7 protein-coding genes and 2 pseudogenes are annotated in these 9817 nt (G+C 37.8%); 7 read left to right on the top strand and 2 right to left on the bottom strand.

All coding sequences use genetic code 11. From position 1 onward, the window contains the following. A pseudogene (locus tag AC3DU7_RS03720) lies at positions 1-413 on the bottom strand (hypothetical protein); the annotation flags it as partial. A gap of 1071 nt (positions 414-1484) precedes the next feature. On the opposite strand from AC3DU7_RS03720, the gene AC3DU7_RS03715 reads away from it, so the two are divergent. The 7 genes and pseudogenes from AC3DU7_RS03715 to AC3DU7_RS03685 all read left to right on the top strand — a co-directional run bounded on the left by AC3DU7_RS03715 (position 1485) and on the right by AC3DU7_RS03685 (position 8899). After that, the gene (locus tag AC3DU7_RS03715) at positions 1485-3791 is read left to right on the top strand and encodes a ribonuclease R family protein (protein ID WP_488038016.1); all 2307 of its coding nucleotides are present in this window, start codon (positions 1485-1487) and stop codon (positions 3789-3791) included. A gap of 624 nt (positions 3792-4415) precedes the next feature. Beyond that, a pseudogene (locus AC3DU7_RS03710) lies at positions 4416-6330 on the top strand (SUMF1/EgtB/PvdO family nonheme iron enzyme). A gap of 172 nt (positions 6331-6502) precedes the next feature. Beyond that, positions 6503-6814, top strand: a complete 312-nt coding sequence (locus AC3DU7_RS03705; RefSeq protein WP_488038015.1) for a UPF0175 family protein — start codon at positions 6503-6505, stop codon at positions 6812-6814. 167 nt (positions 6815-6981) lie between these two features. Continuing rightward, the gene (locus AC3DU7_RS03700) at positions 6982-7167 is read left to right on the top strand and encodes a type II toxin-antitoxin system VapC family toxin (RefSeq protein WP_488038014.1); all 186 of its coding nucleotides are present in this window, start codon (positions 6982-6984) and stop codon (positions 7165-7167) included. 126 nt (positions 7168-7293) lie between these two features. After that, positions 7294-7470 carry a four helix bundle protein gene (locus AC3DU7_RS03695; protein WP_488038013.1) on the top strand — a complete coding sequence of 59 codons (177 nt, stop codon included), beginning with the start codon at positions 7294-7296 and terminating at the stop codon, positions 7468-7470. A 63-nt stretch (positions 7471-7533) separates the two neighbouring features. Continuing rightward, positions 7534-8652 (top strand): RNA-guided endonuclease InsQ/TnpB family protein, encoded by a 1119-nt coding sequence (locus AC3DU7_RS03690; RefSeq protein ID WP_488038012.1) that lies wholly within the window; start codon positions 7534-7536, stop codon positions 8650-8652. Then, a complete protein-coding gene (locus tag AC3DU7_RS03685; RefSeq protein ID WP_488038011.1) occupies positions 8636-8899 on the top strand; it encodes a four helix bundle protein in 264 nt (87 codons plus the stop codon). The genes AC3DU7_RS03690 and AC3DU7_RS03685 overlap by 17 nt, the downstream gene beginning before the upstream one ends. A 161-nt stretch (positions 8900-9060) precedes the next feature. Here AC3DU7_RS03685 and AC3DU7_RS03680 read toward each other — a convergent pair whose 3' ends face one another. Next, positions 9061-9540: a hypothetical protein gene (locus AC3DU7_RS03680; protein ID WP_488038010.1), complete on the bottom strand. Its 480-nt coding sequence runs from the start codon at positions 9538-9540 to the stop codon at positions 9061-9063. Between the last annotated feature and the right edge of the window lie 277 nt (positions 9541-9817).

Here is a 9817-nt window from a genome sequence, read left to right as displayed (position 1 = left end):
TCCTCAGCATCTAAAGACGAAGTAGTTGAACTATCAGCAACCTCCTCAGCATCTAAATTCGATATAGCTGCTGGTACTTCCTCTATTTCTTTTTCTAAAGAAGTGTTGATATAAGTGTCAGTTTGTGGTACCGAAATACTAACAGATTGAGGAGGACTAACAGATTGAGGAGGATAAATTTGAACAGAAGTTTGAGGTGTAAAAATAGATTGATCGAGTGGAAGAATGGCAAGCGATCGCTTTCTAGCTTGGTCTTCTGCCAACTCCACAGTATCAGCTGCCGCTAGTCCACTAGCCAAAGTTTGACCATTGACCTGCACTAGGACACGAACCACATATTTACCATTGTGAATAGTAATTAACTCAGAGATTAAGCAACCTGTGGGATAACAAGCTCGAAAACGTTCTAACATAATTGTCTACTTAGTGAAACCTAGATCGAGTTAAAAGTCCAGTTTAGTACATTTGCTCAAAATTCAGAGCCATTTCATTGATACTCTCATAGTTAAATCGAAGATTATAATGCTCTAAATCCTGTTTTAATAAATTACTGATGAAGTTAGGAAACAAAAAACAAGGAAAAATTATAAATCTGTGTTATTAATCTGAATTTGTATGATAATTTCACAAGAGTTAGTGACACTCAAATAAAAAATTTGTTTGGGAGTGTCGCTATTATATGTCTAGTTGAATACTTAAAAATGAGGTGATAGGGAAATATAGAGAGATTTGCCCTTGAAGTGATATGAGCAGTTTTTCCAAATCGCTATTAAACGGACATAATATCACTTATCTGAAAACATCTGAATTTTCCTTGGCGAAAATTATCTTTGCCAAAATAATAATTTAAATAAAATTAGCTCTGAGGGATGAAGCATATCTTTAGCAAACTCTTCTTTGTCTAAAGATTCTTCTGACTAACTCCACCAGGAAAAATAGCTCCACCTAGCTTAATTATCCTAAAAAGCAACTAATCCCGATCAATATTCAATGAATAGTGTTATGATTGATAGCTGAACTTATGGGTAACTTGACAATTGGCAGATCAACCAGGACAGCGTGCCCAATCAGCATATCTGAATGTCCGGAAAGCTATGGGATTAGCTACTTGACAAACAATACAGTCCAAAGTTGGTACCTTTTCTTATAGAATAAACAAACGATTAAATTAGTCGCACGTCCATAAACCTGAATCACCAAAAAATAAGTTTTCCATAAACTAGGGTGAAGACAAAAAAGTACAAGCCATTTATCCTAATACATTCACAAAAAGTAGCAAAGATAATGGTAAATACTAGATAGCTGGGCGGTTTTGTCTACGATGAAATAACTCTACTCAGTAAATGTCTTGCCAAAATTAGCTTAAGAGGGCCATTAAGCATTTAACTAGGGAAAGCTAATTTACAACTATCAAGGTGAGACAGTCAAGGCAGACTAATTTATTAAGATAGCTGAACCGATAAAAAAAAAGGATAAAACGCTGCATGAAATTTTCCATCGCTACACTCCTAGCAAATTTTAGTGAAGACAAGTTAGTCGCTCCTAAAGCAGTGGAGAAAAAACTAGACTGTCAAGACAACCAAAGTATAAATAAATTACAAATTGCTTTGGATGCTCTAGAAAAAATAGGAGTTTTAGCCAAAGATAAAGGTCGTTATCGACGACTGCTTGAAGAATCTGTTGTTGAAGCAAAACTGCGCTGCTCCAGTAAAGGATTTTGCTTCGCCATACAAGACTCAGAAGGAACTGAAGATATTTATATTCGGGAAAGTCACCTGAGTAATGCCTGGAATAGCGATCGCGTCTTAGTCAAAATCATCAAAGAAGGCAGTCGTCGCAGGAGTCCAGAAGGAGAAGTAAAATTAATCTTAGAACGTGCTAACCCCTCCTTGTTAGCCAGAATCAAACAAATAAATGGACATAATGGGGAACCCTATTATCGGGCAGTTCCCCTAGACGATCGCTTACTATTTGAAATAGACTTAATACCAGAAAATTCTGACCTAGCGAATGCTATCGATCACCTAGTCCATGTCGAAGTATTGCGCTATCCCCTGGGAGAAAAACGTCCCATAGGAAAAGTCGTTCAAATTCTAGGTTCAGATGCAGAAGCAGCAGACGATATGGATATAGTATGTTGCAAACATGACTTGCCCAGGTCTTTTTCTGATGCAGCGATCGCAGAAGCTGAGTCATTAGTGAAGCACTCCACCAAGGCCGATCAAAAAAATAGATTAGACTTGCGCGAACTGCTGACAGTTTCCTTTGGAAGTGCCAATAAGAAAGACATTAACCATGCTCTGAGTATAGAAACCACTTCCTCCGGTTATTGGCGAGTAGGAATTCATATTGCTGATGTAGCATACTTTATTAAGCCAGAATCACAACTAGACAAGGAAGCTCGTAAGCGAAGTATCAGCATATACCTGCGAGATACAGTAATTCCCATAGTGCCAAAGATTGTATCAAGTGATTACTGTTCTTTACTACCAGAAAAAGATAGACTAGCAATATCTATCCTAATTACAGTCAATAAAAATGGTCAAATAGTTGAGTTTGAAATTGAACCTAGTGTGATCGAGGTAGATGCTCATCTTAGCTATGAACAGACGAAACAAATCATCAATGGCAACACAGAGGAATTAGTTAATCTGCCCTCAGAACAAATAGAGAGTACAATTAATAAACTCAACAACGTCAGTCAAGCAGTCCGTAATGCAAGATTACGAAGAGGTGGTTTCGACCTAAATTTACCAGATGAAAAAAGCTATTACAATGATGAGGGAGAATTGGGAGCAATGATCGTTCCCGAACTATTCCCAGCTAGATCCATGGTAGCAGAATTAATCGTCCTAGCAAACCAAGCAATAGCAAGTCACTTAACTGCACTGGGAGTACCAGCAATTTATCGAGTGCAAAACACTCCAGATCCAGGAGACATTCAAGAATTTATTAAATTAGCTACTAATCTTGGAGCTGAGTTATATCTGGAAGATGAAGAAGACGTGCAACCTGCTGACTATCAAGCATTTATTGAAGAATTTACTGCACAAAAATCAGAAAGAGTGCTGGCATACTTGCTTGAAGATACTTTGAAACCAGCTATTTACAGTACCATAGCTCAACCACATTTTGGACTAGCATTGCAACATGGTTATGTCCATTGTACATCACCAGTTTCCAGATATTCTGACCTGCTGATTTCACGAGTCCTACATACCGTATTTAATGAAGGACGCGATCGCCGTTCGAGTCGTTCCAAAGAGGGTGTGGAACTCGGTCACTCTTCTTGTCATGGCAAAATTACCTGGAATGTTTTACCTCCAGAAATACAGCAAGAGCTGGAAGCACAACTAACATCAGTAGTTGTACATTTAACAGAACGAGAAAATGTAGCACAGGATGCTCAAGAAGACCTGGAGGGATTGATTAAAACTGGATTAATGAAGGAACGCACAGGGCAAACTTTCCAAGGTTTGATTACAGGGGTGCAGTCTTACGGTTTCTTCGTAGAAATTGAAATTTCCTCTGAGTCAGTAGAAAGTTTCAGAGTAGAAGGTTTAGTTCATGTATCCTCTCTCAAAGATGATTGGTATGAATATCGCTCCCGACAACAAACTCTTGTGGGGCGCAAAAATCGTAACCAGTATCGACTGGGTGATATGGTAGAAGTACAAGTCAAAAGTGTTGATTATTATCGCCAGCAAATTGACTTAGTTGCAGTGGGTGGTGGTAGCGTTGCTTTTGATGATGATGAGTTTTCTACCCCTACTCATCCTTATCGATATTAATTATCGGCATTGGTGAATTTAGTTGGTTTAGTAGGGTGCGTTAATGAAATGTAACGCACCGCCTATCCCAAATACTTCGGTGTTGATAACTGATACAGCGTTTTCCGTTGTTATGAGGTACACCCATCGCGGGCAAGATGCCCGCACTCAAATATTTTTACCATTTACCCTGTACTTCATTTGCTTGAAATCTGCTGTAACTGATAACTGATAACTGTTAACTGATAACTGAAAAAGTAGGGTGTGTTAATGAAATGTAACGCACCGTCTATCTAAATAGGGTTTGCTGAAAAAAGTCTTTTTTAAGGAGTAGGGAAGTAGGGGGAGTAGGGGAGAATTTTTTTGCCCAACTATGCGCTAAAAATGCTAACTTTTTGAGCATGAAGAGCTGAAAACCATGTACTTTTTCAACACCTAAAAAGGCTAAAATCTTTATCTGGTAATTAATTATTTGAGATTAGATCGGTAAACCCTAAATACTTCGGTGCTGATAACTGATAACTGATACAGCGCTTTCCGTTGTTATGAGGTCCCATCGCGGGCAAGATGCCCGCACTCAAATATTTTTACCATTTACCCTGTACTTCATTTGCTTGAAATCTGCTGTAACTGATAACTGAAAAAATGCGGCCTGGAACAATCCTGAGAAACCATTACAAAATTATTAAAACTCTTGGCAGTGGAGGGTTCGGGGATACCTACTTGGCTGAAGATTTAGATTTACCAAGAAATCCTAAATGTGTTGTTAAACATCTCAAACCTAAAACCTCAGACCCAACAGTTTTTCCTATTGCCCTCAAGTTGTTTGAGAGGGAAGCGGAGGCATTATACGAGTTAGGTAGAGATTCAGACCAAATACCAAAATTATTTGCTCATTTCCAGGAAGGAACGGAATTTTACTTAGTACAAGAATATATTGAAGGGCACGATATTAGTAAGGAACTGACGGACGGCAAAAAATTAAGCGAGTCTTACACTATTACTTTACTCACGGGAATTTTAGAAGGATTAACAGTAGCTCATCAAAAAAATATTATTCACCGAGACATTAAACCACAAAATTTGATGCGCCGTAAGTCGGATAACAAAATAGTTTTGATAGATTTTGGGGCGGTCAAAGAAATAAGTGTATTAACTACTGCTCACCAACCAGGTGCAACTACTTTAACTGTAACAGTGGGAACTCCTGGATATATGCCTAGCGAACAAAGTAATGGCAGACCGAAACTGAGTAGCGATATCTATGCAGTGGGAATGGTAGGAATAAAAGCACTGACAGGGAAGGAACCTAAAGATTTACCTACAGACCAAGATACAGACAATATTATCTGGCGGCACGAGGCAAGGGTAAGTAATTATTTGGCAGATATATTGGATAAGATGGTGCAGGAGTATTTTCGAGAGCGTTATAAAAATGCGATGGAGGTATTAGAGGCGTTAAATATTTTAGTTGCTCCACAACCAACATCCGTTCCGACTCCAGTTCCGACAATAGCACCAACTATTCCATCTATTCCAAAAACAAAAGCGCTAGTTGGTTCACAACCAACACCAGTACCAGCAGTTTCGTCTGTATCTAAAACTCCACCCCAGTTTGATCAAACCAGAAGACGAATCTTGATATTGGGAGGTTTGGCAGGAGGTGGGTTTGTGGCAGCTAAATTGTTGCGTAGGTTTTTACTTCAAAAAAAATACTTATTTACTTCGACTTCGACTCATAAATTTGAGAGAGTCACAGTTAATGGAAAAGGAGAAATAATTAATCGCCGTCAAGGTCAAGCAGAAGTAATGATAGAAAACTTTGATGGTGGAGTCTCCCTAGAAATGGTAAAAATTCCTGGAGGTAGATTTCTCATGGGGTCTCCAGAGACAGAAGCAGGGAGAAATGATTGGGAAAGTCCGCAACATTATGTAGATGTGCCAGAATTTTTGATGGGGAAGTATCCAGTCACTCAAGCACAGTGGGAAGCAGTTATGGGAAATAATCCTTCTTACTTTAAAGGTGCAAGTCGCCCTGTAGAAAGGGTAAGTTGGAACGATGCGACAGAGTTTTGTCAGAAACTTTCAGAAATAACGGGTAAAAAATATAGTTTACCTAGTGAGAGTCAGTGGGAATATGCGCGCCCGTGCAGGAACAACCACACCATTTTATTTTGGCGAAACCATAACGTCTGAGTTAGTTAACTATGATGGTAATTCTCCCTATGCTGATGCACCAAAAGGAATATATCGAAAAGAAACAACAGATGTGGGAATTTTTCCTCCCAATGCTTTTGGTTTGTACGATATGCACGGAAATGTCTTGGAATGGTGTCAGGATGTTTGGCACAGTAACTATAATGGTGCGCCTACTGATGGAAGTGCTTGGGAAACTGGAGGTGATAGTAATAGAAGACTGCTCCGTGGCGGTGGCTGGAACTACAGTTCTAGGGGTTGCCGGAGTGCCTGGCGCAACTATAACGATGCCGACAGCCTCTACTTCTTTAGGGGTTTTCGGATCGTCTCGTCTTCTCCGGTGGTTTCTGCCTTGCGTTCCTAGGATTCTTCCCCTTTATTCTTTTCCTCTTTTCCCTCTTCTTCTTTTCTCTTTTTCCTCCCGCAAAGCGGAAACTTTTTTTTCAGAGTGGCAAGACACGGATTTTGCCACGGATACACGGATGATTTGAATCTCAAAAAAAAATGTTAAATGTAGAGTTAGAAATTTATAAATCATGCAAATTAAAATTAATTTACCAGATAAGTTAACGGAAAAAGTTGGAGGTAAATGGGAGAATTTGCAACAAAAGATAATTGCTAATCTTGTACTAGACGCTTTTCGAGAAGGATTAATTGATTTTGATGAACTAAAAGAACTGCTCAATTTTTTCTCTTATGCCGAACTTATGGAATTTTTCAAACAAAATAATATGCTTCATTCTCAGGGAATACTTAATTTATATGGTACTTGTGCCGAGCTTGATTTAGTAGAAGATAACCAAGGAATTTGTGACGAGATGGATGATGATTTAGTTGGAGCTTTATAATCAGTTATCAGTTATCAGTTATCAGCTTTTTCAGTTAACAGTTATCAGTTGTTACTCTTTTCAGTTATTAGTTATCAGGACTTAAACTTGTGGATATAAATCAGTGATATGATAAATATACTGTAAGTTTCAATCTGCAAAAATCCTTTATATCGCAGTTTGTATCTTTGCCCTTTAATGATTTGTGTGCTGAAATTTATGGTAAAATTAGGGCTGATTTAGCTAAAGCTGGAACGCCTATTAGTTCAAATGATATTTTAATTGCCTCTATTGCCTTGGCAAATAATTTAATATTAGTGACTCATAACTTAAGAGAATTTAGCCGAATTGAAGGGTTAACAATTGAAGAGTGAGAAGCAGAATAATCAGTTATCAGCCTTTTCAGTGAACAGTTATCAGTTATCAGTTATCAGCTTTTTCAGTGAACAGTTGTCAGTTATCATATTTTAGTTCTCAGTTATTAGCTTTTTCAGAAGTTTATGGATATAAATAACAGTATTGTTTATCAAAAAGCCGATCAATTTGCTATTAGAGTAGTCAAAGCTTATAAATACTTGACAGAGGAAAAAAAGGAATATGTATTATCTAAACAACTGTTAAGAAGTGCTACTTCTATTGGATCAGATATAGCAGAAACAAATGGAGCATTGACTTAATCAGAGAATAACGATATAATTCATATTTAAGCATACTTTTAGACAGGCTGCACTTACCCATAAATGAAATCCATTAGAACAAAGCTGAAGCTTAATAATAAACAGAAAACTCTGATGGCTCAACACGCTGGCTATTCACGGTGGTGCTACAACTGGGGCTTGAGTCTGTGGAATGCTGCTTATAAGGACGGTTATAAGCCTAATGCTCGTAAACTCAGAGAAGTGTTTACTAACCATACTAAACCACTTTATCCTTGGATGAAAAACTTGTCATCTAAAGTTTATCAATATGCTTTTATTAACTTGGGTGAAGCATTTAAGAGGTTTTTTCAAGGATTGGGTAAACGCCCGCGGTTTAAGAAGAAAGGTAAGTCTGATTCTTTCACAATTGATAATTGTGGAAAACCCATAGAATTAAATGGATGGAATCATAAATTACCTTTTGTTGGTATTGTAAAAACTTATGAACCAATTGAAGCTACAACTCAAAAAATAACTATCAGCAGACAAGCTGGTGATTGGTACTTAAGTTTAGCTTTTGAATTTACTCCTACTCCCACACCCAAAACAACTAATGTCGTAGGTGTAGATTTAGGAGTAAAAACCTTAGCAACTTTAAGTGATGGGAAAGTTATGACAAGCGTAAAATCGTATCAGAGGTTTGAAGCTAAGTTATCTCGACTGCAATACCTAAATCGTAAAAAAAGAGTTGGTTCTGCTCACTGGACAAAAGCACAAATAAAGATAGCTAGGCTGCATAGACGAGTAGCTAACATCCGCAAAGATGCACTTAATAAACTGACAACATATCTAGCCAAGAACCACGGCATTGTCGTGATAGAAGACCTAAATGTATCTGGAATGTTAGCCAACCATAAACTAGCTAAATCAATAGCCGACCAAGGATTTTACGAGTTTAGAAGACAACTTGAATACAAGTGTCAATGGTACGGCTGTGAATTAGTAGTAGCAGATAGATTTTTTCCATCTTCTAAGACTTGCTCTAGTTGTGGTCATGTACAGGATATGCCTCTGAACATCAGAACTTATGACTGCCCAGAATGTGGTCTATCCATTGACCGAGACTTGAATGCCTCAATTAATTTAAGAAATGCGGTCGGCTTGACCGTTGATGCCTGTGGACGGAGTGCTGCCGACAGTTCCGGTGGAAGCAGGAAGTAAACATCAATTCGTAACTTTATGTGACGCTTTGTATCAGTTTTATGAAGCAGGAATATCTCAAGCTGACTTTAGGGCAAAAATGTCTATAGCTTATAAAGAAGCCTTAGAAACAAAGTATTGGTTATCTCTTCTAAAAGATACTAACTATATTGAAGAAAAAGCTTTTGAAAGTATCCATCAGGATGCAGATGAGATTAGCAAAATCTTATTTTCCATCATCAAAAAAACTGAAAAGGCTGATAACTGAAAAAGCTGATAACTGATAACTGATAACTGCTCACTGAAAAAAGGCTGATAACTGATAACTGATAACTGTTCACTGAAAAAAGGCTGAGGTTATTGTCAGTTAAGCTACTCAGAGCGAATAAATATTTTTTTGTGACGAAGGAGCCTGCCTTTGAAACTAAACTACCTCTTAATGTGTTTGTAGGCTTGCCTTGCAGTGGCTGGATCAAGATTAAATTGACTATCTATAAATTGCACTGGATGATAAGTATTAATCCACAGATGAGCGCCACATTTTGCCGGATTATAAGGTCGATAGACGATTTGGCAAGGACCTGAAATATATAAGTCATAACCATAATAGTTGCGCTCGTTGTGCTTGAGTGACACTACTGGTTCTAATTTCTCTGGAGCCTTACCCTTATTACTTATAATCTTCTTTTGATTAACGTGAATCATTTGAGGTACAGTGGTTTCCCGATGGTGCCAGATACCTTTCGGACCGCGCCGAGCCGGAATTATTCTAGGCATTCCACTCTCAGAAACTGGAATTTCCCAGAATCTGCCTTTTTTTTCAGCTCCTTTGACTCTACCTTGAGCGAGTAAAACTAATAAACGTTGACGAGAGATACCTAATAAAAAAGACGCTTCCCTAGTACCCATAATTTTCTCCTTAACTGTTGACCAATAGTTATGTGTGAAAAAAAAGATAACATAGAAAGAAGTTATTTAGTAATAAGTATAAAAACTTATTATTAGTTTTGTCTACAAATGATCCCTGAGACATGGCATTAATAAAAGTAATTACTGCTTCAACCCCACGACGAGATTGTAAAAAATAACAAGTTTCTGTCACGACGCACCAAGTTGTAATTAGAGGTTAATTGTATTTAGCAAAAATCTTTTTAACAGTTTCATGGTAGTTATCATTTTTGTTAGC

This window comes from Okeania sp. (assembly GCF_983059655.1).
This window is presented reverse-complemented; position numbering and strand designations above follow the sequence as displayed.

Bases quoted from the DNA above. Each gene is read 5' to 3' on its own strand.
- AC3DU7_RS03715 (WP_488038016.1), top strand. From the start codon at position 1,485: ATGAAATTTTCCATCGCTACACTCCTAGCAAATTTTAGTGAAGACAAG.
- AC3DU7_RS03705 (WP_488038015.1), top strand. From the start codon at position 6,503: ATGCAAATTAAAATTAATTTACCAGATAAGTTAACGGAAAAAGTTGGA.
- AC3DU7_RS03695 (WP_488038013.1), top strand. From the start codon at position 7,294: ATGGATATAAATAACAGTATTGTTTATCAAAAAGCCGATCAATTTGCT.
- AC3DU7_RS03690 (WP_488038012.1), top strand. From the start codon at position 7,534: ATGAAATCCATTAGAACAAAGCTGAAGCTTAATAATAAACAGAAAACT.
- AC3DU7_RS03680 (WP_488038010.1), bottom strand. From the start codon at position 9,540: ATGGGTACTAGGGAAGCGTCTTTTTTATTAGGTATCTCTCGTCAACGT.